General features: G+C 68.9%; 22 protein-coding genes. 14 read left to right on the forward strand and 8 right to left on the reverse strand.

Annotation, left to right across the window (positions count from 1 at the left end; translation table 11 throughout):
• The first annotated feature begins 43 nt into the window (after positions 1 to 43).
• The 6 genes from lysS to ACN27E_RS20775 all read left to right on the forward strand — a co-directional run bounded on the left by lysS (position 44) and on the right by ACN27E_RS20775 (position 6,681).
• A complete protein-coding gene (gene lysS, locus ACN27E_RS20750; protein ID WP_422750014.1) occupies positions 44 to 1,564 on the forward strand; it encodes a lysine--tRNA ligase in 1,521 nt (506 codons plus the stop codon).
• Positions 1,565 to 1,676: 112 nt separating this feature from the next.
• Entirely contained in the window at positions 1,677 to 2,021 is a 345-nt protein-coding gene (lsr2, locus tag ACN27E_RS20755; RefSeq protein WP_422744306.1) for a histone-like nucleoid-structuring protein Lsr2, read from the forward strand.
• A gap of 292 nt (positions 2,022 to 2,313) precedes the next feature.
• Complete coding sequence (clpC1, locus tag ACN27E_RS20760; RefSeq protein ID WP_422744308.1) at positions 2,314 to 4,857, forward strand: ATP-dependent protease ATP-binding subunit ClpC; 2,544 nt, start codon at positions 2,314 to 2,316, stop codon at positions 4,855 to 4,857.
• Positions 4,858 to 5,088: 231 nt separating this feature from the next.
• Positions 5,089 to 5,307, forward strand: a complete 219-nt coding sequence (locus ACN27E_RS20765) for a CbtB domain-containing protein (protein WP_422744310.1) — start codon at positions 5,089 to 5,091, stop codon at positions 5,305 to 5,307.
• A gap of 25 nt (positions 5,308 to 5,332) precedes the next feature.
• Positions 5,333 to 6,133 (forward strand): CbtA family protein, encoded by an 801-nt coding sequence (locus tag ACN27E_RS20770; protein ID WP_422744312.1) that lies wholly within the window; start codon positions 5,333 to 5,335, stop codon positions 6,131 to 6,133.
• Positions 6,130 to 6,681, forward strand: coding sequence for a histidine phosphatase family protein (locus tag ACN27E_RS20775; protein WP_422744314.1), 552 nt, complete (start codon positions 6,130 to 6,132; stop codon positions 6,679 to 6,681). Before ACN27E_RS20770 ends, ACN27E_RS20775 begins: the two co-directional genes overlap by 4 nt.
• Before the next feature lie 3 nt (positions 6,682 to 6,684).
• Here ACN27E_RS20775 and ACN27E_RS20780 read toward each other — a convergent pair whose 3' ends face one another.
• On the reverse strand, positions 6,685 to 8,067 hold the full coding sequence (locus ACN27E_RS20780) for a serine hydrolase (protein WP_422744316.1): 1,383 nt from the start codon (positions 8,065 to 8,067) through the stop codon (positions 6,685 to 6,687).
• Positions 8,042 to 8,371 (reverse strand): mycobilin-forming heme oxygenase MhuD, encoded by a 330-nt coding sequence (gene mhuD, locus ACN27E_RS20785; RefSeq protein WP_422744318.1) that lies wholly within the window; start codon positions 8,369 to 8,371, stop codon positions 8,042 to 8,044. Before mhuD ends, ACN27E_RS20780 begins: the two co-directional genes overlap by 26 nt.
• A 39-nt stretch (positions 8,372 to 8,410) precedes the next feature.
• Between mhuD and ACN27E_RS20790 the strand changes: the two genes are divergently transcribed.
• Positions 8,411 to 9,181 carry an alpha/beta fold hydrolase gene (locus ACN27E_RS20790; protein WP_422744320.1) on the forward strand — a complete coding sequence of 257 codons (771 nt, stop codon included), beginning with the start codon at positions 8,411 to 8,413 and terminating at the stop codon, positions 9,179 to 9,181.
• Here the strand turns inward: ACN27E_RS20790 and ACN27E_RS20795 are convergent.
• Positions 9,155 to 9,421 carry a hypothetical protein gene (locus tag ACN27E_RS20795; protein ID WP_422744322.1) on the reverse strand — a complete coding sequence of 89 codons (267 nt, stop codon included), beginning with the start codon at positions 9,419 to 9,421 and terminating at the stop codon, positions 9,155 to 9,157. The genes ACN27E_RS20790 and ACN27E_RS20795 overlap by 27 nt on opposite strands.
• Positions 9,422 to 9,492: 71 nt before the next feature.
• Here ACN27E_RS20795 and ACN27E_RS20800 point away from each other — a divergent pair, with 71 nt between their 5' ends.
• Positions 9,493 to 10,479 carry a GlxA family transcriptional regulator gene (locus ACN27E_RS20800; protein WP_422744324.1) on the forward strand — a complete coding sequence of 329 codons (987 nt, stop codon included), beginning with the start codon at positions 9,493 to 9,495 and terminating at the stop codon, positions 10,477 to 10,479.
• 10 nt (positions 10,480 to 10,489) lie between these two features.
• Here ACN27E_RS20800 and ACN27E_RS20805 read toward each other — a convergent pair whose 3' ends face one another.
• Together ACN27E_RS20805 and ACN27E_RS20810 are read right to left on the reverse strand one after the other, a co-directional pair.
• On the reverse strand, positions 10,490 to 12,337 hold the full coding sequence (locus ACN27E_RS20805; RefSeq protein ID WP_422744326.1) for a putative bifunctional diguanylate cyclase/phosphodiesterase: 1,848 nt from the start codon (positions 12,335 to 12,337) through the stop codon (positions 10,490 to 10,492).
• A 79-nt stretch (positions 12,338 to 12,416) separates the two neighbouring features.
• Positions 12,417 to 13,286, reverse strand: a complete 870-nt coding sequence (locus tag ACN27E_RS20810) for an A/G-specific adenine glycosylase (RefSeq protein WP_422750015.1) — start codon at positions 13,284 to 13,286, stop codon at positions 12,417 to 12,419.
• Between the two features lie 28 nt (positions 13,287 to 13,314).
• On the opposite strand from ACN27E_RS20810, the gene ACN27E_RS20815 reads away from it, so the two are divergent.
• Both ACN27E_RS20815 and ACN27E_RS20820 read left to right on the forward strand, forming a co-directional pair.
• Positions 13,315 to 13,935, forward strand: coding sequence for a carbonic anhydrase (locus ACN27E_RS20815; protein WP_422744328.1), 621 nt, complete (start codon positions 13,315 to 13,317; stop codon positions 13,933 to 13,935).
• 68 nt (positions 13,936 to 14,003) lie between these two features.
• Positions 14,004 to 14,774: a hypothetical protein gene (locus ACN27E_RS20820; RefSeq protein ID WP_422744330.1), complete on the forward strand. Its 771-nt coding sequence runs from the start codon at positions 14,004 to 14,006 to the stop codon at positions 14,772 to 14,774.
• Positions 14,775 to 14,787: 13 nt separating this feature from the next.
• On the opposite strand, the gene disA is transcribed toward ACN27E_RS20820, so the two are convergent.
• The 3 genes from disA to ACN27E_RS20835 all read right to left on the reverse strand — a co-directional run bounded on the left by disA (position 14,788) and on the right by ACN27E_RS20835 (position 18,002).
• Positions 14,788 to 15,903: a DNA integrity scanning diadenylate cyclase DisA gene (gene disA / locus ACN27E_RS20825; protein ID WP_422744332.1), complete on the reverse strand. Its 1,116-nt coding sequence runs from the start codon at positions 15,901 to 15,903 to the stop codon at positions 14,788 to 14,790.
• Positions 15,904 to 15,978: 75 nt separating this feature from the next.
• Positions 15,979 to 17,358: a DNA repair protein RadA gene (gene radA, locus ACN27E_RS20830; protein ID WP_422744334.1), complete on the reverse strand. Its 1,380-nt coding sequence runs from the start codon at positions 17,356 to 17,358 to the stop codon at positions 15,979 to 15,981.
• A 65-nt stretch (positions 17,359 to 17,423) separates the two neighbouring features.
• The gene (locus ACN27E_RS20835) at positions 17,424 to 18,002 is read right to left on the reverse strand and encodes a hypothetical protein (RefSeq protein WP_422744336.1); all 579 of its coding nucleotides are present in this window, start codon (positions 18,000 to 18,002) and stop codon (positions 17,424 to 17,426) included.
• 368 nt (positions 18,003 to 18,370) lie between these two features.
• Here ACN27E_RS20835 and carD point away from each other — a divergent pair, with 368 nt between their 5' ends.
• The 4 genes from carD to cysS are packed head-to-tail and all read left to right on the forward strand — an operon-like array spanning position 18,371 to position 21,490.
• Positions 18,371 to 18,859 (forward strand): RNA polymerase-binding transcription factor CarD, encoded by a 489-nt coding sequence (gene carD / locus ACN27E_RS20840; protein ID WP_422744338.1) that lies wholly within the window; start codon positions 18,371 to 18,373, stop codon positions 18,857 to 18,859.
• A 5-nt stretch (positions 18,860 to 18,864) separates the two neighbouring features.
• Complete coding sequence (gene ispD, locus ACN27E_RS20845; protein ID WP_422744340.1) at positions 18,865 to 19,533, forward strand: 2-C-methyl-D-erythritol 4-phosphate cytidylyltransferase; 669 nt, start codon at positions 18,865 to 18,867, stop codon at positions 19,531 to 19,533.
• Positions 19,530 to 20,006: a 2-C-methyl-D-erythritol 2,4-cyclodiphosphate synthase gene (ispF, locus tag ACN27E_RS20850; protein ID WP_422744342.1), complete on the forward strand. Its 477-nt coding sequence runs from the start codon at positions 19,530 to 19,532 to the stop codon at positions 20,004 to 20,006. The genes ispD and ispF overlap by 4 nt, the downstream gene beginning before the upstream one ends.
• 29 nt (positions 20,007 to 20,035) lie before the next feature.
• Positions 20,036 to 21,490, forward strand: a complete 1,455-nt coding sequence (cysS, locus tag ACN27E_RS20855) for a cysteine--tRNA ligase (RefSeq protein WP_422744344.1) — start codon at positions 20,036 to 20,038, stop codon at positions 21,488 to 21,490.

Consider the following 21,490-nt stretch of genomic DNA (forward strand, 5'->3'; position numbering starts at 1 on the left):
GGCGTGGAATTGGGTCCGCGAAAAGCCGATAAGCTGGCACCCCGTGACACCAGCCGACGGTGGCGACGTTTCGCCGGAATCCGACATCCCCGAGCAGTTCCGGATCCGTCAGGCCAAGCGGGAACGACTGCTGGCCGCGGGCCGCGACCCGTACCCGGTCGACGTTCCCCGCACCCACACCCTGGCCGAGCTCCGCGAGGCGTTCGCCGACCTGCCGATCGACACGCAGACCGGTGAGTACGCTGGCATCGCGGGACGTGTGGTGTTCGCGCGTAATTCGGGCAAACTCTGTTTCGCGACCGTGCAGGAGGGGGACGGCACCCAGCTGCAGGTCATGATCAGCTTCGCCGAGGTCGGTCAGGAGTCGCTCGACGCGTGGAAGGCCGACGTCGACCTCGGGGACATCGTGTTCGTCCACGGCCAGGTCATCACGTCGCGCCGCGGTGAACTGAGTGTGCTCGCCGACGACTGGCGGATCATCGCCAAGGCGCTGCGCCCGCTGCCCGTCGCGCACAAGGAGATGAGCGAGGAATCCCGCGTGCGGCAACGCTACGTGGATCTGATCGTCCGTCCGGAGGCGCGGACCATCGCCCGGCAGCGGGTCGCGGTCGTGCGGGCGGTGCGCAACGCGCTGGAGCGCCGGGGATTCCTCGAACTGGAAACCCCGATGCTGCAGACCCTGGCCGGCGGTGCGGCCGCCCGGCCGTTCGTCACCCACTCGAATGCTCTCGACACCGACCTATACCTGCGCATCGCACCGGAACTGTTCCTCAAGCGTGCGCTGGTGGGCGGATTCGAGAAGGTCTTCGAACTGAATCGCAACTTCCGCAACGAAGGCATCGATTCGACGCATTCCCCGGAATTCGCGATGCTCGAGACTTATCAGGCCTATGGCGACTACAACGATTCCGCGACCGTCACGCGTGAACTCATTCAAGAGGTAGCCGACGAAGCTGTCGGCACCAGACAAGTGCCATTGCCGGACGGTTCGGTCTACGATCTGGACGGTCAGTGGGATGTCGTCGAAATGTATCCCTCGCTGTCCACGGCGCTCGGTACGGAGATAACGCCCGCCACCCCGGCGGATGCACTGTGGCGAATCGCCGAACGGCTGGGCCTGGAGATTCCGCGCGACCGCGGCTACGGCCACGGGAAATTGGTCGAAGAACTGTGGGAACACACCGTCGGCGACGCGCTCTGGGCCCCGACGTTCGTGAAGGACTTCCCGGTCGAGACAACACCGTTGACCCGCTCGCATCGCAGCATCGAGGGCGTCACCGAAAAGTGGGATCTCTATGTGCGCAAGTTCGAGTTGGCGACCGGCTATTCGGAATTGACGGACCCGGTAATTCAAAGGCAGCGATTCGAGGCCCAAGCGCGCGCGGCGGCGGCCGGCGATGACGAGGCAATGGTTCTCGACGAGGATTTCCTGGCTGCGCTGGAGTACGGTATGCCGCCGACCACTGGTACCGGAATGGGTATCGATCGCCTTCTCATGGCGCTGACCGGGCTGTCAATTAGGGAAACAGTTTTGTTTCCGATTGTTCGGCGTCACACCAACTGATCGCGCGACATACCCGGTCGTTGAAAGCTAAAGCCACTTATGGCACATTGGAACCGGTTAATTCGGATGGGCGGAACTATCCGCGATGCGCAGCAGAAGGGTCACAGGTCTGATGGCGAAAAAGGTCACCGTCACGTTGGTCGATGATTTCGACGGTGAAGGAACGGCGGACGAGACGGTCGAATTCGGGATCGACGGCGTGAGCTACGAGATCGACCTGTCGTCCAAGAACGCCACCAAACTGCGCAACGATCTCAAACAGTGGGTCGACGCCGGGCGCCGGGTGGGCGGACGACGCCGAGGTGGCCGGGCCACCGGGCCGGCCAAGAGCCGTGGCGCCATCGACCGTGAGCAGAGCGCCGCCATCCGGGACTGGGCGCGCCGCAACGGTCACAACGTCTCCACCCGCGGACGCATCCCCGCCGACGTCATCGACGCATTCCACGCCGCTACCTAGCCGCTACCTGGCCACCACCGGCTGATCGGTGGCCGATCGGTGGCCGCTTTTCGCTCCCGGCGAATCAATTCGTCATCAATTCGCGGAAACGAATCGCGCACGTGCAGCGTTGGCATGAGCAGTGTCGGGTACAGGGCTCAATGTCGGGGCCCGCCGGTTGGTGGAAGCGACCGCCAACCACCGCACCCGATGCAGCCGCCCGATACAGTGGACGGCAGGTGCAGTGCATTTCGGAAGCGCCGCTTTCGGAACGTCCTGTTCCACTCATGCGATGGAGAGCAGGTAACCACCGATGTTCGAACGTTTCACCGACCGTGCCCGCAGGGTCGTCGTCCTGGCGCAAGAAGAAGCCCGGATGCTCAACCACAACTACATCGGCACCGAGCACATCCTGCTCGGACTCATCCACGAGGGTGAGGGTGTAGCGGCCAAGTCGCTGGAGTCGCTGGGCATCTCCCTGGAGGGCGTGCGCAGCCAGGTCGAGGAGATCATCGGCCAGGGCCAGCAGGCACCCTCCGGTCACATTCCCTTCACCCCGCGCGCCAAGAAGGTGCTCGAGCTGTCCCTGCGCGAAGCGCTGCAGCTGGGCCACAACTACATCGGCACCGAGCACATCCTGCTCGGCCTCATCCGCGAAGGTGAGGGCGTTGCGGCGCAGGTGCTGGTGAAGCTCGGGGCCGAGCTGACCCGGGTGCGCCAGCAGGTCATCCAGCTGCTGTCCGGCTACCAGGGCAAGGAAGCCGCGGAAGCCGGTGCCGGTGGCCGCGGCGGCGAGTCCGGCAACCCCTCGACGTCCCTGGTCCTCGACCAGTTCGGCCGCAACCTGACCGCAGCCGCGATGGAGGGCAAGCTCGACCCCGTCATCGGTCGCGAGAAGGAGATAGAGCGGGTCATGCAGGTGCTGTCCCGCCGCACCAAGAACAACCCGGTGCTGATCGGCGAGCCCGGCGTCGGCAAGACCGCCGTCGTCGAAGGGCTGGCGCAGGCGATCGTCCACGGCGACGTGCCCGAGACGCTCAAGGACAAGCAGCTCTACACCCTCGACCTCGGATCCCTGGTGGCCGGCAGCCGCTACCGCGGTGACTTCGAGGAGCGCCTGAAGAAGGTGCTCAAGGAGATCAACACCCGCGGCGACATCATCCTGTTCATCGACGAGCTGCACACGCTCGTCGGCGCGGGTGCCGCCGAGGGGGCGATCGACGCGGCCAGCATCCTGAAGCCGAAGCTGGCCCGCGGCGAACTGCAGACGATCGGCGCGACCACCCTCGACGAGTACCGCAAGTACATCGAGAAGGACGCCGCCCTGGAGCGCCGGTTCCAGCCGGTTCAGGTCGGCGAGCCGACGGTCGCCCACACCATCGAGATCCTCAAGGGTCTGCGCGACCGCTACGAGGCACACCACCGGGTGTCGATCACCGACGGCGCCATCGCGGCGGCCGCCACGCTGGCCGACCGGTACATCAACGACCGGTTCCTGCCGGACAAGGCGATCGACCTGATCGACGAGGCCGGCGCCCGGATGCGCATCCGCCGGATGACCGCACCGCCGGACCTGCGCGAGTTCGACGAGAAGATCGCCGACGCCCGCCGGGAGAAGGAGTCCGCGATCGACGCGCAGGACTTCGAGAAGGCAGCCAGCCTGCGCGATCGCGAGAAGCAACTGGTCGCCCAGCGGGCCGAGCGCGAGAAGCAGTGGCGCAGTGGCGATCTCGACGTCGTCGCCGAGGTCGACGACGAGCAGATCGCCGAGGTCCTGGGCAACTGGACCGGTATCCCGGTGTTCAAGCTCACCGAGGAGGAGACCACCCGTCTGCTCCGCATGGAGGAGGAGCTGCACAAGCGGATCATCGGCCAGGAGGATGCGGTCAAGGCGGTTTCCAAGGCGATCCGCCGCACCCGCGCCGGCCTGAAGGACCCCAAGCGCCCGTCGGGCTCGTTCATCTTCGCCGGCCCGTCCGGTGTCGGTAAGACCGAGCTCTCCAAGGCGCTGGCGAACTTCCTGTTCGGTGACGACGATGCGCTCATCCAGATCGACATGGGTGAGTTCCACGACCGCTTCACCGCCTCGCGGCTGTTCGGTGCCCCTCCGGGGTACGTCGGCTACGAGGAGGGCGGCCAACTCACCGAGAAGGTGCGCCGCAAGCCGTTCAGCGTCGTGCTGTTCGACGAGATCGAGAAGGCCCACCAGGAGATCTACAACAGCCTGTTGCAGGTCCTCGAGGACGGTCGCCTGACCGACGGTCAGGGCCGCACGGTCGACTTCAAGAACACCGTGCTGATCTTCACCTCGAACCTCGGGACGTCCGACATCTCCAAGGCGGTGGGCCTCGGCTTCACCCAGGGCGGTGGCGAGAACAACTACGAGCGGATGAAGCAGAAGGTCAACGACGAGCTGAAGAAGCACTTCAGGCCGGAGTTCCTCAACCGCATCGACGACATCATCGTGTTCCACCAGCTGACGCAGGACGAGATCATCAAGATGGTCGACCTGATGATCAGCCGGGTCTCCAAGCAGTTGGCGGCCAAGGACATGACGATGGAGCTGACCGACAACGCCAAGGCGCTGCTGGCCAAGCGCGGCTTCGATCCGGTGCTCGGTGCCCGCCCGTTGCGGCGCACCATCCAGCGCGAGATCGAGGACCAGCTGTCGGAGAAGATCCTCTTCGAAGAGGTCGGTCCGGGTCAGCACGTCACGGTCGACGTCGAGGGCTGGGACGGCACCGGTACCGGCGAGGATGCCCGGTTCGTCTTCTCCGGTGGACCGAAGCGGCCCCAGGACGCGGAGGCGGATCTGGCGCAGGCCGGCGCCGCCGGCGCCCCGAGCGCCGCGGAGTAACGACCCAACACAACGGGCGGTCACCCTTCGGGTGGCCGCCCGTTGTCGTGTCCCGCCTGACGCGTTGGCGGGGTGAGCGCGGCAAATCGGACACCTCGTGCCTAAGATGTGCGATGTAATCGGCAAGCGAAGGAATCTGGTGAAACTCCAGACGGTCGCGCCACTGTGAAAGTCAGACCCGATGCCTGCCTCGCCTCTGACGGGACGCGAAATCCCGGGAAGGACCTCCCCATGACCTCACCGCACGCCCACAAGACCAGGGTTCCCGCCATCGACCTGTCCGCCACCCGCGCGGCGGTCTGGCTGTCGGCGACCGCGTTCCTCGCGCTGTTGGTGCTCTACTTCGTCGGCTTCGATCAGGGCGCCACATCGGTGTTCGGGGCGGACAACACCACCGTGCACGAATTCATCCACGACGCACGGCACCTGCTCGGCTTCCCCTGCCACTGATCAGCGGCGGAAGGGACAACCGAACATGGAGAAACACATCATCGGGCGCGGTCTGTTGGCCGGCGCCATCGCCGGCGTCCTCGCGTTCCTGTTCGCGCGGATCTTCGTCGAACCGCGCATCGATCTGGCCATCGGCTACGAGGACGGGGTGGGCGCCGCCCACGAGGCCATGGAGACCGCTTCGGGGGTCGCCCCGCACAGCCACAGTGACGGCGGTGGATTCGACCGCGCCGTGCAGATGAACATCGGCATGGGCCTGGGGGTGCTGTTGTTCAGCGTCGCCATCGCGGCCCTGTTCGCGGTGGTCTTCACCGTCGCCTACGGGCGCGTCGGCGACGTGTCGGCGCGGTTGCTGTCGGTCTACGTCGCCGGCGGGATGCTGCTGAGCCTCTACGTGGTACCCAACCTCAAGTACCCGGCCAGCCCGCCCGCCCTGAGCCTGGACGAGACCATCCGTCAGCGCACGCTGTTGTATCTGCTGATGGTCGTGCTGTCCGCGGCGCTACTGGTCGGGGCGGTCTACCTCGGCCGGCGGCTGGCCGAGCGGCTCGGGAACTGGAACGCCACCCTGGCCGCCGCCGGTGCCTACTTCGCCGCTGTGGCCGTCCTGATGCTCGTCCTACCGGCCATCCACGAGACACCGGGCCCGCTGCGCGACGACGCGGGGGCGATCGTCTACGAGGGCTTCCCGGCTGACGTCCTCTACGAATTCCGGCTGTATTCGCTGGGCACCCAGGTGGTCATCTACGCGACGATCGCGCTGGTGTTCGCGCCGCTGGCGGCGCGACTGCTCGAGGGCAGACGCCGGGAGTTGCTGACGGCGTGAGCGAAGTCGTCCGGCTGACCATGGTGTCGCACGGCATGACCGACGCCATGGCAGCCGGGCGGTTCCCGACCGATGAGCCGCTGAACGCGGTGGGTCACCGCCAGGTCGACAGCTGCGCCTCTCTCGGTGCTGCCGACGCGGTGTACTGCGGTCCGGAGAAGCGGGTCAGGCAGACCGCCGAACTTCTCGGCTTCTCGGCGGAGGTCGAACCCCGACTCGCCGATCTGGATTGCGGGCGGTGGCGCGGCGACGCACTCGGCGGCGTGCCGCCGGCCGACCTCGCGGTGTGGCTGACCGATCCGACCCAGGCTCCGCACGGTGGCGAATCCGTCGTCTCGGTCATCGAGCGGGCCGCGAGCTGGCTGGCCTCGCTGGCCACTGCCCGCGGCCGGCTGATCGCCGTCACCCACCCCGCCGTCATCCGCGCGGCGATCCTGGTGGCACTCGACGCGCCGCCGAAGTCGTTCTGGCGCATCGACGTCGCTCCGGCGAGCCGTACGGTGATGCACTTTCGCGGCCATGTGTGGACGCTGCGCTCGGCTGCGTGACGGTCAGTCGGTGACCGGCACCAGCGCGAAGGTCTGGTGGATGATCGACAGCAGCCAGCCCGCGGCGGTGGGGCTGCGGAAGCGCGGCCAGTTCAGCTGGAAGCTCACCACCCAGGCCTGACCGGTGTGGTCCACGGCGTACCAGCTGAAGGTGAGGTCGCCCGGGAGGTTGCCGCCCTTGGCGGCGATGTACGGCCACCTGCCGCGGTCCAGCTCGATGCCGGGGATGGCCGCGAGGATGTCCTTGACCGGGGCTGCCTCGCCGACCGCCGCGGCCTGCAGGGCGGTGTGCACGCGGCAGATGTCCGCCGCGCTGCCGTACCACTCGGCGCCGTACGCCGATGCCGGCGTATGGGTGCGGTTCGGATCGGGTTCGTAGGGCCGGGTGTCGGCCTCGCGCAGCAGCGCCGCGCGCCGCGCGGGGTCGGCTTCCTTCCACTGCTCGCGCAGATCCGGCTCTCCCCAGCCGACCGAGAACAGTTCGTGCATCGTCGGGAACGGCGTCATGCTGGACGGATCGTGGTGGCCGGCCACGGCCAGGGCCCGCTCCACGGCGCCCGGGCCCACCCGCCCGATCAGCATGTCGGTCGCCATGTTGTCGCTGGCCGAGATCATCTGCTGTGCCGCTTCCCGCACCGAGATGGTCGACCCGACCGGCAGCTCGTCCAGACCCGGCGAGCCGACGGCCCTACCCCGCTCGGTGACCGTGAGCTGATCCTCCCACGACACGGCGCCGCTGGTGATCCCCTGCGCCACCGCGAGCAGCACGTACAGCTTGAAGATCGACGCCAGCGGCAGCGGCAGATCGGTGTTGGTCCCGGCGATCTTCTGGCAGCGGCCGACCGGGTCTCCCGGCGCGACCCGCGAGACCTGGTAGGAGTAGCGCGCCCCGGACTTGCCGAGCACCGCGTCGATGTCCGACCACTTCTGGATGACCGGCGGGCGCAGCGTGACGTCGAACCGGTCCACCAGACCCTCGTCGTCGGTGCGCAGGTCGATGTCCTGCTCGGCGCCGTAGGGCGTCTTGACGTGCAATGTCGCCGCACCCGCGCGGATGTCGACACCGGTCACGGTGATGGGGCGGTCCCACCACAGATTGCCCATGGCGTCGATGATGTGGTCGACCTGGTTCTCCTCGGCCATGGTGGCCACGTTGACATCGCCGATCGGCCAGTCCGAGTTGACCATGTCCATGGTCTGCTTGGCGCGCAGACCCTGGGGTGTCGTGGTGCTGATATGCGCGCCGTAGGCGCCGTCGGCCTGAGGGGCCGGTGCGTTGTCACCACAGCCGGATGCGAGGGAGACGACGAGCGCGGCGGTGCTCACCAGGCCGGTCACCCGGCGTGCCCGCCGCGTCGCGTCAGCCCTTGTCGCCAGACCTCGCAACGTCCAGCACAACCTCGAACTCGAGCAGCGTGGCACCGGTCGCCACCGGTTTGGTGGCCTGGCCCTTGTGCGCCTCGATCGCGGGTCCACTCGCCCACGCCTGGAACGCCTCCTCGGACTCCCACTGCGTGACGACGAAATAGCGATCCTCGCCCTTGATGGGCCGCAGCAGCTGGAAGCCGAGGAAACCCGGCTGATTGTCGACGGCGTGCGCGCGGTGCGCGAAGCGCTTTTCCAGCTCCGGGCCGGCGTCGGGCGGTACCTCGATGGCATTGATCTTCACCACAGGGTTCTGGCTCGGCATGGGTCTCAGGCTACCGTCCCGGCTGGGCAAGATGAGCACATGGACACCGCACTGCTGACGTTCCGCGGCGGCACCGGCGCACCGGCCGTTCTGGTGCATGGCCTGATGGGCCGCGGGACGACGTGGGGCCGCGTGCTGCCGTGGCTGACCGCCGGCGCGGCGGTCTACACCTACGACGCGCCGTGGCACCGCGGTCGCGATGTGGCCGACGACCACCCGATCGGCACGGAGCGATTCGTCGCCGACCTCGAACGGGCCGTCACCGCACTGGGCCGGCCGGTGACCCTGATCGGCCACTCCATGGGCGGGTTGCACGCATGGTGTCTGGCCGCGGCTCGGCCGGATCTGGTAAGCGCACTGGTGGTCGAGGACATGGCGCCGGACTTCCGGGGACGCACGACGGGGCCGTGGGAGCCGTGGCTGCGGGCCCTGCCGGTCGAATTCACGGCGGCCCGTCAGGTGTGCGACGCCTTCGGCCCGGTCGCCGGGCAGTACTTCCTCGAGGCGTTCGACCGCACCGCCACCGGCTGGCGCCTGCACGGGCACCCCGGCAACTGGATCGAGATCGCCGCCGAGTGGGGTCGTCGTGACTACTGGCCCCAGTGGCGTGCGGTCCGTGCGCCCACCCTGCTGCTGGAGGCGGGCGACACGGTCACGCCGGCCGGTCAGATGCGCGAGATGGCCGACACGGGCGGGAACGTGTCCCATCTGCGCGTGCCCGGGGCCGGCCATCTCATTCACGACGAGCAACCGCAGGTCTACCGGCACGCCGTCGAGTCGTTTCTAGCGACGCTCGCCGACCGCCCCTGAGCTCGGCCAGGCCGGGTTCTCCTCGAAGCGGGTCCGCACGGCGTCGAGGTCGTGTCGGGCGCGGTGGAGGTCGCGGTCGACGGTCCAGTCGTCGCTGAACAGCCGGCCCAGCATGGGTGCGGACACCCGGAACTGGTCGAGATTCCAGCGCAGGACGCCGGAGCGGTGTGCCGCCCAGCCGAGCGCGGCGGCCAGCGCGAAGGGGCTGATGAGGACCAGGGTGATGAGTGCAACAGTCATGGCAGTAATTTTTCGAGGAGGCATTTGCGGCCAACAGTGGCAGGACTGACAGCTTGCGCTAAAATTCCGCCATGCCCTTAGTGAGCGTATCGGCCATGGTCATGGACGGTCTAGCGGTTTTCGAGTTCGGGGTGATCTGCGAGGTGTTCGGGATCGACCGGTCCGCCGACGGCGTGCCGAACTTCGATTTCAAGGTGTGCGGCCCGGTCGCGGGCAAGCCGGTGTCCACCTCGGTCGGTGCCACCCTGACGCCCGATCACGACTTCGGCGATCTGGTCGGCGCGGACCTCGTCGCGGTCCCGGCGATCAGCGCCGGGCCGGACGGATATCCGCCCGAGGCGCTGGAGGCGCTGCGCACCGCGGCGGCCAACGGGGCGATCATCCTGACGGTCTGCTCGGGTGCCTTTGTCGCGGGCGCGGCCGGACTACTCGACGGCCGCCCGTGCACAACACACTGGATGCACGCCGCGGAACTGGCCCGGCTGTATCCGACTGCTCAGGTCGACCGCAACGTGCTGTTCGTCGACGACGGCAACCTGATCACCAGCGCGGGCACCGCGGCGGGTATCGACGCATGCCTGCATCTGGTGCGCCGCGAACTGGGCAGCGAGGTCACCAACAAGATCGCCCGCCGGATGGTGGTGCCGCCGCAACGTGACGGCGGTCAGCGGCAGTTCATCGACCAGCCGATTCCGGTGCGCTGTTCGGAGCGGTTCGCCCCGCAGCTCGACTGGATCATGGCGAATCTGAACAAACCGCATACCGTGACGACGCTGGCCCGCCGCGCCAACATGTCCGCGCGGACGTTTGCTCGCCGCTTCGTCGAGGAGACCGGCACCACCCCGATGCAGTGGGTGACCGATCAGCGGGTGCTCTATGCGCGGCGGATGCTTGAGGAGTCCGACCTCGACATCGACCGCATCGCCGAACGGTCCGGCTTCGGTACCGCCACCCTGCTGCGTCACCACTTCCGGCGCGTGATCGGGGTGACGCCGTCGGACTACCGCAGGCGGTTCTGCTGCACCGGGGAGGACGCCGAGGCGGTCCGCTCGGCGTAAGCCGGCCGCCCTAGTCCTCGCTCCACGGGTCCGTCGGCAGGCGGCGCCGGGCGAACATGGCCTCCATCGCCGTCGCGTCGATCGGCCGCGACAACAGGAAGCCCTGGGCGCGGGGGCAGCCGAGCGCCAGCAGCGTCCGGGCCGCGAGCGGCGTCTCCACACCCTCGGCGACCACCTCGAGCTCGAAGGCCTCGGCCAGTGCCAGGATCGCCCGGACGATCGCCAGGTCGCCAGGACTGTTGCCCAGACTGCGGACGAAGCTGCGGTCGATCTTCAGGGTGTCGACGGGCAGCGACTTCAGATGCGTCAGCACGCTGTAGCCGGTGCCGAAGTCGTCGATGGCGATCTGTACACCCACGTCCTTGAGCGCGGCCAGGGTGTGTCGGGTGGCCTCGATGTCCTGGACGACCATGCTCTCGGTGATCTCCAGACACACCGAACGGCCGTCCAGGCCGAAGTCGGCCAGGGTGCCCGCGACGGTCGCCGCGAAGCCGTCGGAGACCAGCTGCACGGGCGAGACGTTCACGCGCAGGATCGCCTCGCCGGCCGCCCCGCGGGCCTGCCACTGCGCGAAGTCCGCACAGGCGGATCGCAGCACCAGACGGCCCAGTTTCCCGGCCAGGTTGATCGACTCGGCCACCCCGATGAACGAGTCGGGCAGCAGCAGCCCCCGGGTGGGGTGGCGCCACCGCACCAGCGCCTCGGTGCCGAGTACCTCGCCGGTGCGCATGTCGATCTCCGGGAGGTAGTGCAGCACCAGCGCGCTGCCCGCCTCGTCGATCACGCCTTCGAGATGCAGTTCGATGTCGTTGCGGATCGCGTGCTGGGCGGCCATCTCCGAGGTGAACACCTCGGTCTTGCTGCCGCCGGCACTCTTGGCCGACAGCGACGCCTGATCGGCCCGGCGCAGCAGGTCCGAGGTGGTGTCGTGGCCGGGGCTGCCGACGGCCACCCCGATGCTCACCGTGCGGGCCAGCATCTCCCCGTCGATCACCACGCGGCGCTGCAGCCAGGTCTGCAGCCGGCGGGCGAATGTCGCGGCCTCGTCGACGTCCATCGGCTCGTCGGGTACGACCACGAATTCGTCGCCACCGACGCGGGCGATGGTCGCCGGGGTGTCGCTTCCCGCCGTGAGCCGGTCGGCGAACAGCTTGATGAACTGGTCGCCGGCGTTGTGGCCGAGGTAGTCGTTGACCGTCTTGAGCCGGTCCAGGTCGAGGAACAGCACGGCGACCGGCCCGGGATTGCCCTCGGCGAGCCGCTCGTCGAGGTGGGCGATCAGCGCCCGGCGGTTCCGCAGACCGGACAGGTCGTCGTGTTCGGCGAGGTATTGCAGCCGTTCCTCGGCCTGGATGCGGGCCTGCAGTTGAGCGAACAGCGTCGCGATCGCCTGCAGCGCGTTGAGTTCCTCGTCGGTGTACTCGCGGTCGCCGGCCTTGATGAACCCGAGGACCCCGGAGGTGACCTCACCGGAGAGCAGCGGTACGCACGCCATCGACACCTGGGGGACACCGGTACCGGATTCGATGTTGCGCTGGTAGTCGTCGTTCTCCGGCTCGGGGCGCAGGACCAGCGGCGTCTTGAGCGTCTCGGCGAGTTTGAACACCGGGTCGGCCTCAGCGAAGTAGATCAGGCCGATCGGATCGGGGTCCGGGATGTGTTCCCGTTGCGGCCACTCCGCGACGAGGCGGGTGGCGTGGATGTGGTGGTCGTTGTGGCGCAGGAAGCTGACGTCGACCGCGAGATGCCCGACGACATCGGCCAGGACCCGGGTGCAGCTGGCCGCGGCGTCGGCCGCCGTGGCGGCCATCAATTCCGCGGCGGCCGCCGTCACGACCTGGTCGAGGCTCCGGCTCATTTATTAACGGTATCGCGTATTACGGGGCGGTCGGGCCGCCGATTTGCGCCGCGGCGCGACGGACTGGGGCGCGAATGTCTCATCGGCAACCCTCTCCGGCCAGCGCGAAACGGCCGTCGGCGGTCTGTTCCACCAGGCCGTCGACGAGCAGCGAATCCAATGCGCGGTCCCGCTGGGCGGGGTCGGTGAGCCAGACCACGTCGAGTTCCGCACGTGGCACCGGCACCAAACTGTCTCGCAGCACCGCCAGCAGTCGGCCCCGCACCTGCCGGTCGGTGCCGGCGTAGCGCTGTACCCGTCGCGGTGGTTCGCCCGAGGTGGGATAGCCCAGGGATCGCCACGCGCAGTGGCTCAGCGGGCACCCGCCGCAGCGGGGGGAGCGGGCCGTGCAGACCGTGGCCCCGAGCTCCATGACGGCCACGGAGAACGTCGGGGCGGTATCGCCCTCGGGTAGCAGGGCGGCAGCGTCGTCGAGATCGCGCACGCTGGCCGGCCCGTCGGGACGGCCGTGGACGGCCCTGGCGATGACCCGACGCACGTTGGTGTCGACGACGGGCACCCGCTGCCGGTAGGCGAAGCAGGCCACCGCTCGGGCGGTGTAGGCGCCCACACCGGGCAGGGTGAGCAGCACGTCCACGTCGGCCGGGACGACATCGCCGTGGTCGGTGGCGATCGTCGTCGCGCACTCGTGCAGGCGTTTGGCCCGGCGCGGATAACCCAGCCGGCCCCAGGCGCGCAGCACGTCCGCGGCGCCGGCCTGCGCGGTCGCCGAGGGGGTGGGCCAGCGTGCGATCCAGTCCCGCCAGATCGGCTCGACGCGCGCCACCGGCGTCTGCTGCAACATGAATTCGCTCACCAGGATCTGCCACGCGCTGACGCCGGGTCTGCGCCACGGCAGATCCCGCTGCTCACGCGCATACCACGCCAACAGCTCGACCGGATCGATCATCGATTTCCGCTCGGGCAGAATGACCGGCATGCCCAGTACCAGTCCTGTGACCGCTTGGAAGGCACTCAGAGAGGGTAACGAGCGATTCGTCGCCGGTGCTCCTCAGCATCCCAGCCAGAGCATCGAGCACCGCGCCAGCCTCGCCGAAGGGCAGCATCCGACGGCGGTGGTCTTCGGTTGCGCCGACAGCCGCGTCGCCGCGGAGATCATCTTCGACCAGGGTTTGGGTGACATGTTCGTGGTGCGCACCGCGGGCCACGTCATCGACTCGGCGGTGCTGGGCTCGATCGAGTTCGCGGTGGCGGTGCTCGATGTGCCGCTGATCGTCGTACTCGGCCACGACAGCTGCGGTGCGGTCAAGGCCACGTTGTCGGCGCTGGACGGCGGCGAGATCCCCGGCGGCTACGTGCGCGATGTCGTCGAACGGGTGACGCCGTCGATCCTGCGCGGACGCCGCGAGGGTCTGTCCCGGGTCGACGAGTTCGAGACCAGGCATGTCAGCGAGACGGCCGTGCAGCTGCGGGAGCGCTCGGCGACGATCGCCGAGCGCATCGCCGCGGGCACCTTGGCGATCGCCGGCGTCACGTACCACCTGGCCGACGGGAAGGCGACGCTGCGCGATCACCTCGGCGACATCGGCGAGGACTGAGGCGCTCCGAAGGCGACACGCCGGGTCACCTCGGCCAATAGTGGCTGACCTGGCCTTACCGTGGGCATGTGTTGGATCTGGAACCGCAGGGCCCGTTGCCTTCGCAGATTTACTGGCGCCGCAGGGCGCTGGCGATAGGCGTCGCGGTCGTCGTCATCGGAATCGTCGCCGCGGTGGTGCTGATGGTGGTCTCCAGGGGCTCGGGTGCCGAGACCACGGCTGCCGACCAACCCGCGCCGGCCGCGCCGGCCGCGACACCGCTGCCGGGGGATAATCCCGAGGTCAAGACGCCGATCGTGCCGCCGCCCGCGCAGGCGCCCGCGGCCACCCCCACGCCAACCGCCGCCGTGCTGCCGCCGCCCGTGCTGCAGGAGGGTGACGACTGCCCGGATTCGACGCTCGCGGTCAAGGGCATCACCAGTCAGCCTCAGTACGTCGTCGGCGATCAGCCCAAGTTCACGATGGTCGTCACCAACATCGGCCTGGTCGCGTGCAAACGCGATGTCGGCGCCGCCGTGCTGGCTGCCTACGTGTACTCGATGGACAACACCCGGCTGTGGTCCAACCTGGACTGCGCACCGTCCAACGAGACGCTGGTGAAGACGTTCGCCCCGGGCGAGCAGGTGACCACGGAGGTCACCTGGACCGGTATGGGCTCGGCACCGCAGTGCCCGCTGCCCCGTCAACCGATCGGCGCCGGGACCTACAACCTGATCGTCCAGCTCGGCAATCTGCGCTCGGCGCCGGTGCCCTTCATCCTCGCGCAGGCTGCGCCGCCGGGCCAGGTGCCCGCACCGGGTGCCCCGGGCGTACTGCCGCCGCCGCCCGCGGTGGGCTGACCGGACGCGCCGATCAGGCGAGCCGGTCGGCGATCGTCGACTCGGCCAGCAACGCCAGACCCTCCCGGATGTGGCGCGCCCACATCGAGCCGATGCCCTCGACCGACTGCAGGTCGTCGGCGCTGGCGGCCAACAGCCCCTGCAGCGATCCGAAGTTGCGGACCAGCAGGTCGACGTGGGCGAACTGCAGCCGCGGGATGCCGGCCATCGCCCGGTAACCGCGTGAACTCATCGCCGAGTCCTGTGCCTCGAGCGTCGACGGATATCCGAAAACCCTTGCCAGCGCCGTGAAGTCGAGGAGCTCGTTGTCCGACAGCGAGTCCAGTTCCTCGAGCGTCGCGCTGACCTGAGCGGCCGCCGGCGGATCGGGGTTGGCGTGGTAGTCCCGCACGATCAGCTCGCGGGCGGTGTCGTTGTCCCCGACGAGCTCCTCGAGCTGCAGCTTGAGCTGACGGCCGTCGGTGCCCAGCTCGACGACGTCGGCGTCGATCTCGAGGCTGATCCGGCGCACCATCTCCAGGCGCTGCACCACCGTCATGACATCGCGCAGGGTGACGAAGTCCTCGATCTCCGCGGTCGACAGCTGGCGGCTGACCTCGTCGAGGCGCGACTTGTAGCGCTCCAGGGTGGCGATGGTCTGATTGGCCCGCGAGAGAATGGTCGGGGTGTCGGGAACGACGTGGCGTTCGCCGGCGACGTAGACGGTGACGATGCTCATCGAATGGCTGACCGAGATCACCGGGTAGCCGGTCTGGATCGCCGTGCGCTCGGCGGACCGGTGCCGGGTGCCGGATTCGTCGGTGGGGATCGACGGGTCGGGCACCAGTTGGACGTTCGCGCGCAGAATGCGGGTGCCATCGCTGGAGAGCACCACGGCTCCGTCCATCTTGGAGAGCTCCCGCAGCCGGGTGGGGGCGTAGCGCACGTCGAGTTCGAAGCCGCCGTCGCAGATCGTCTCGACGCTGTCGTCGTAGCCCAGCACGATCAGGGCCCCCGTGCGGCCCCTCAGGATGCGTTCCAGACCGTCGCGCAGCGGCGTACCCGGGGCCAGCCGCCCGAGGGTCTCGCGCAGCGTCGGTCGGGCCAGCGCGACGACGTTGCGCCCCGCCCGGGCGGTCTTCACGGCCATCAGTCCTCCTGCTTGCTCGATGGTCCGCTCTTCGCGCAAACGCTCATCGGTGCAGTCTGCTCTTCGCGCAAGCGCTCATCGGCCGTCATTGTCGGCGATGCGGCGCAGCACCTGCAATGCGGAGGTGATGTTCTCCGCGGACAGGATGCGCAGTCCGGCCGGGACCGCGGTGGTGCCCGGCGGGACGACCGCGCGGGTGAAGCCGAGCCGGGCGGCCTCGGCGAGCCGGCGGTCCATTCCGGTGACCCGGCGCAGATCACCGGCCAGACCCACTTCCCCGATCACCACGGCGTTGGCGGGCATGGCGCAGTCCAGGCGCGCCGAGGCCATCGCCAGCGCCACCGCCAGATCCGAGGATGGGTCGGTCAACCGCATGCCGCCGACCGTCGACAGGTAGATGTCGCAGGGGCTGACACCGAGTCGGCTGTGTTTGTCCAGCACGGCCGCGATCATCGCCGCTCGCGCCGCGTCGATCCCGCTGACCGCACGCCGCGGATGTGGCCCGGTCGAGTTGCCGACCAAGGCCTGCACCTCACCGATGAGCGGACGTTTGCCGTCGAGGGTCACCGTCACCGCGGTGCCGGCCACCGGCGTGGTGCGCTGGTCGCGGAACAGTCCCGACGGGTCGGCGACGCATTCGATTCCGTTGTCGTGCAATTGGAAACAACCGACCTCGTCGGCGGCGCCGAAGCGGTTCTTCACCCCGCGGACCATCCGCAGCGCAGATGCCCGGTCGCCCTCGAAGTGCAGCACGACGTCGACCAGGTGCTCGAGCGATCGGGGGCCGGCGATGGCACCGTCCTTGGTGACGTGGCCGACGAGGACCATGGCGATGCCACTCGTCTTCGCCGCCATGGTCAGTGCGGCGGTGACCGCGCGCACCTGGGTGACCCCGCCGGGAACGCCGTCGGTCTCCGTGGTCGACAACGTCTGTACCGAATCGACCACGACGAGGGTCGGGCCTACCGCGTCGATGTGGCCCAGAGCAGTCGGGAGATCGGCCTCGGCGGCCAGGTACAGCTCGTCGTGGGTGCAGCCGGTGCGTTCGGCGCGTAACCGGACCTGCCCGGCGGACTCCTCGCCGGTCAGATACAGGGCCCGTCGTCCCGATGCCGCCCAGCGGTGGGCCACCTCCAGGAGCAGCGTGGATTTCCCGACGCCGGGATCGCCGGCCAGCAGCGTGACCGAACCGGGCACCAGACCGCCGCCCAGCACCCGGTCGAGTTCGTCGACACCGGTGGCGTCGTGGCGGGTGCGGCCGGGGCTGATGCTGCTGATCGGAACCGCCGGAGAGGAGGGAGCCACGGAGCGTCGGGCGGCCCCGCCGGCGACCGCGGCCAGCACCGGCGCCTCGTCGACGGTGCCCCACGTACCGCATTCCGGACAGCGGCCGACCCACTTGGCGGTGGTGTGCTGGCACTCCGAGCATCGGTACTGCGTACGTGCCTTGGCCACGTGACGACCGTATCGGGCGGCACCGACAAACGCGCCGCCGCTGCACCCCGTGTCGGGGCACCAGGTCAGTGCCCTGCGGAGTGCCCCTCGGAACCGGAGCCGCCGTCGTCGCGGCGGGGCGCCTCGCCGGCGGAGATCGGCACCTGCACGGTGACGTCGCCGCTGCGCTGGAAGGTGAAGGTGAACGGGTAGGTCAGACCGTTGGTGATGGGCTTGGTCAGCGAGACGTCGACGGTCAGCGGGGAAGCCGGGTCGACGCTCTCCAGAGCGGCGATCTGTCCGTCGGGCTCACCGGCGACCAGGACACCGTTCGGCGGCACGGTGGTGTCACCCTGGAGCGGTGCCGAGCCCACATCGGAGCGGATCCCGACCAGCCGGTCCGGCTGGTCGGGGGAGTTGTTGGCGGCGACGAACAGCAGCTCGACCTCGCTGCCGGGGCGGACGTAATCCGAGGTCTGCGGTGCCCGCAGGTGGACGTTGCGCAGGGCGATCGAGCCCACGCCGGCGTCGACGCCGTTGACCGCCGCCGCCTGGGTGGCGGTCTGGCTGATCTGGCCTGCGCTGCAGGCGGTGAGTCCCGCGGCCAGGACGCAGGCCGCCAGGGCGGGGATCGCGGCAGAAGCGCGCGGTGCGAAGCGGTTCACTCAAGCCTCCTGCAGGGGGTCGCCCAACTGTCGATCCACAGTTCGACTATGCACAGTAGTAGGTGACCGCGCGCAGTGGCCACGGTGGGGCGTGCGGTGAACCGCCGAACTGTCCGGCGCGGCCGGTGCGAAGGGGTGGTGCGGGATGCTCAAGTGTGTTGTGCGGCACGTGACTACCGCGCCCGCAGCGGCCGCCGCACGGCCTGGTAACGGGGTTTCCGGCAACGCCGTCGCGGGCGGGCGCCTTGCACGAATTCGCGGGCCTGTCAACCCCTGCCTGGCACCGGTTGTGCCCCTGACCTGCGCAGTTGATCCCCACCCGTCGGGCCTGCGTGTTAGGATGGACACGTGAAAGGGGCTCGAATCTGATGATTTTCAAGGTCGGAGACACCGTTGTCTATCCACACCACGGTGCTGCGTTGATCGATGCGATCGAAACCCGAACCATCAAAGGCGAGCAGAAGGAATATCTCGTCTTGAAGGTCGCCCAGGGCGACCTCACGGTTCGAGTACCCGCCGAGAACGCCGAGTATGTCGGTGTGCGCGATGTCGTCGGGCAGGAAGGTCTGGACAAGGTCTTCCAGGTGCTGCGCGCCCCGCACACCGAGGAGCCGACCAACTGGTCTCGCCGGTACAAGGCCAATCTCGAGAAGCTGGCCTCCGGTGACGTGAACAAGGTGGCCGAGGTGGTCCGCGATCTGTGGCGCCGCGACCAGGAGCGTGGTCTGTCCGCGGGTGAGAAGCGAATGCTCGCCAAGGCCCGGCAGATTCTGGTGGGTGAGCTCGCGCTGGCCGAGAACACCGACGACGAGAAGGCTGCCACCATCCTCGACGAGGCACTCGCCGCCGCTTCCTGAAGCCGATGACGACTGTGGCCGTGGTCCCCGCCGCGGGGTCCGGTCAACGACTCGGTGCCGGAGCCCCGAAGGCCTTTGTCAGCCTGGGTGGGCGACCCATGCTCGAACGGGCCATCGCCGGCCTACGGGACTCCGGTGTCGTGGATTCCATCGTGGTCGCGGTGCCGCCGAGCCGGACCGACGAAGCCAAACTCGTGTTCGGCCGGGACGCGATCATCGTTGCCGGTGGCGCCGATCGCACCGAATCGGTGCGGCTGGCGTTGGCCGAGGTGTCCGATGCCGAATACGTTCTGGTCCACGATGCCGCCCGGGCGTTGACGCCGCCTGCGCTGATTTCCCGCGTGGTGGCGGCGTTGCAGGACGGTCACGCCGCCGTGGTCCCGGGGCTGCCGGTAGCCGACACCATCAAGGCCGTCGACGCCAACGGCGCCGTACTCGGCACCCCGGAGCGAGCCGGGCTGCGGGCCGTGCAAACACCGCAGGGTTTTCACGTCGAGGCGCTGCGCCGCGCCTATCAGCGGGCCGGTGACGGCAGCGGTTTCACCGACGACGCCTCCATGGTCGAGCACATCGGCGGGCAGGTGCAGGTGGTCGACGGCGATCCACTGGCATTCAAGATCACGACGCCGCTGGACCTGGTTCTGGCCGAGGCGATCCTGGCCGGTGCCGGGTGAATCTTCCGCGCGTGGGATTGGGCACCGATGTCCACCCGATCGAACCCGGCCGGCCGTGCTGGCTGCTCGGCCTGTTGTTCGCCGACGCGGACGGCTGTGCCGGCCACTCCGACGGTGACGTCGGCGCCCACGCGCTGTGCGACGCGCTCCTCAGTGCGGCCGGTCTGGGCGATCTCGGCGAGGTCTTCGGCACCGGACGCCCGGAGTGGGAGGGCGTCAGCGGGGCCGACATGCTCCGTCATGTCCGCGGCCTGCTCCGGGAGGCGGGCCTGCGGGTGGGGAATGCGACGGTGCAGATCATCGGGAACCGGCCCAAGATCGGTCCGCGCCGAGCCGAGGCGCAGCAGCTGCTGTCCGATCTGATCGGTGCGCCGGTGTCGGTGTCGGCAACCACCACCGATGGATTGGGACTGACGGGTCGGGGCGAGGGGTTGGCCGCTATTGCCACAGCTCTCGTGGTCGATGCGGGTTGACAGCCCTCAGGCCGGTAAGCTGGCACGTCGTGACCGATCGCGCTCCAGCCGTCGGGTCGGCGTCCGCCGCTGGCCTGCGGCTCTACGACACCATGACCGGTGCCGTGCGCGAATTCGAGCCGGTTCGCCCCGGACACGCCTCCATCTATCTGTGCGGTGCGACCGTGCAGGGGCTGCCGCACATCGGCCACGTCCGCAGCGGGGTGGCGTTCGACGTGTTGCGGCGGTGGTTGATGGCCAAGGGTTTCGACGTCGCTTTCATCCGCAACGTCACCGACATCGACGACAAGATCCTGATCAAGGCCGCCGACGCCGGCCGGCCGTGGTGGGAGTGGGCAGCCACCTTCGAGCGGGCGTTCAGCGCCGCCTATGACGCGCTCGGTGTGCTGCCGCCCTCGGCCGAGCCGCGCGCCACCGGGCACATCACCCAGATGGTGGAACTGATCGAGCGGCTGATCGAGCGGGGGCACGCCTATCCGGCGAATCCGGGCGGCCAGGGCGACGTCTACTTCAACGTCCTGAGCTGCCCCGAGTACGGGCGGCTGTCGGGACACCGCATCGACGATGTGCACCAGGGTGAGGGCGTCACCGACGGCAAGCGCGACCAGCGTGATTTCACGTTGTGGAAAAGCGCGAAACCGGGTGAGCCGCACTGGCCGACGCCGTGGGGGCCCGGTCGACCGGGTTGGCACACCGAATGCGTCGCGATGTGCGAGGCCTACCTCGGCTCCGAGTTCGACATCCATTGCGGCGGGATGGATCTGGTGTTCCCGCACCACGAGAACGAGATCGCGCAGGCCACCGCCGCCGGGGACGCCTTCGCCCGCTACTGGCTGCACAACGGCTGGGTGACCATGGGCGGCGAGAAGATGAGCAAGTCGCTGGGCAACGTGCTGTCCATCCCGGCCGTGCTGCAGCGCGTCCGGGCCGCCGAACTGCGCTACTACCTGGGTAGCGCGCACTACCGGTCGATGCTCGAATTCTCCGAGACCGCCCTGCAGGACGCCGCCAAGGCCTACACCGGTATCGAGGATTTCCTGCAGCGGGTGCGCCGCCGGGTCGGCACGGTGGTGCCGGGGGAGTGGACCCCGGCGTTCGCCGCCGCACTGGACGACGATCTGTCGGTGCCGATCGCACTGTCGGAGGTGCACGCGGCGCGCGCCGAGGGCAATCGGGCGCTGGACACCGGCGACCACGAGACGGCGATGACGCAGGCCCGCAACATCCGCGCCATGATGGGGATCCTGGGGTGCGACCCGCTCGACGAGCGCTGGGAGTCGCGCGACGAGACCTCGGCGGCGCTGGCCGCGGTCGACGTTCTGGTGCGGTGGGCGCTGGAGAGCCGGGCCGAGGCCCGCAGCCGCCAGGACTGGGCCACCGCCGACCAGATCCGTGACCACCTCAAGGAGGCGGGCATCGAGGTCACCGACACCGCCGACGGCCCGCAGTGGTCGCTGCTCGACGGCGACAGTAAGGACGTCTGA

Origin of the sequence: Mycobacterium sp. WMMD1722 (assembly GCF_049315205.1) — a bacterium.
GTDB lineage: Bacteria > Actinomycetota > Actinomycetes > Mycobacteriales > Mycobacteriaceae > Mycobacterium.